This is a genomic window from Streptomyces sp. S6 (genome assembly GCF_054880855.1).
Genome location: NZ_JBTYMC010000668.1, coordinates 1 through 1,148, shown reverse-complemented (window position 1 = coordinate 1,148; position 1,148 = coordinate 1). Strand labels below are relative to the sequence as shown.

Sequence of the window (1,148 nt, the reverse complement as noted above, 5' to 3'; positions counted from 1 at the left end):
CTAGTGTCCTGAGTTCGTGATGCGTCGGCAGTAACGGGCGAGGGACGCGAGGATCTCGTCGGCGGTCTTGTGCCACACGAACGGCCGGGGATTGTCGTTCCAGTCCTTGATCCAGTCGGTGATGTCGGCTTCGAGGGCTTCCACGGAGCGGTGGACGCCGCGCCGGAGCTTCTTGCTGGTGAGTTCGGCGAACCACCGCTCGACGAGGTTGAGCCAGGACGAGCCGGTGGGAGTGAAGTGCAGCTGGAACCTGGGATGGGCCCTCAGCCACTTGCGGACGGTCTCGGTTTTGTGGGTGCCGTAGTTGTCGCAGATCAGGTGGACATCGAGGCCCTCGGGGACCTCCCGGTCGAGCTTGGTGAGGAACTTCTTGAACTCTGTGGCCCGGTGCCGGCGGTGCAGCGAGCCTATGACCTCGCCGGTGGCGGTGTTCAGCGCGGCGAAGAGGGTGGTGGTGCCGTGTCGGACGTAGTCGGCGGTCTGCCGTTCCGGGACGTGCGGCATCATCGGCAGCACGGGCTGAGACCGGTCCAGCGCCTGGATCTGGGATTTTTCATCGACGCACAGCACCAGGGCCTTCTCGGGCGGGTCCAGGTAGAGGCCCACCACGTCGTGGACCTTGTCGACGAAGAACGGGTCCGTGGACAGTTTGAAGGTCTCGGCCCGGTGCGGCTTGAGGCCGAAGGCCCGCCAGATCTTCGAGATGGTGGTCTGCGACAAGCCGGCATGGGACGCCATCGACCGCGTCGACCAGTGTGTGGCGTCCTTCGGCCGCGTCTCCAGCGTGGTCCGTACCACCTCGGCGACCTGCTCGTCCGACACCGTCCGCGCCCGCCCCGGCCGGGGCACGTCGCCCAGCCCGTCCAGGCGGTGGGTGAGGAAGCGGGCCCGCCACTTGGAGACCGTCTCGGTCGTCACGCCGACCTGACGGGCCACCGAACTTGCAGACCGGGGCAGTCCGTCGGCGTCAACTTCCGCGCAGGCCAGCACGATCCGTGCCCGCAGCGCGAGCGCCTGCGGCGTCGAAGGCGCCCGCTCCCACTGCCTCAGCACCTGTCGCTCGTGATCCGACAACTCGAACTTGGCCAGCTTCGGCCCCGGACGTCCCATGCCGCAATCAACGACGCATCACGAACTCAGGACACTAG

Annotated in this window: 1 protein-coding gene; it reads right to left on the bottom strand. The window is 67.1% G+C overall.

Annotated elements, in window-relative coordinates; all coding sequences use genetic code 11:
• On the bottom strand, positions 1-1,110 hold the full coding sequence (locus tag ACVNF4_RS36290; protein WP_461807072.1) for an IS630 family transposase: 1,110 nt from the start codon (positions 1,108-1,110) through the stop codon (positions 1-3).
• Positions 1,111-1,148 lie beyond the last annotated feature (38 nt).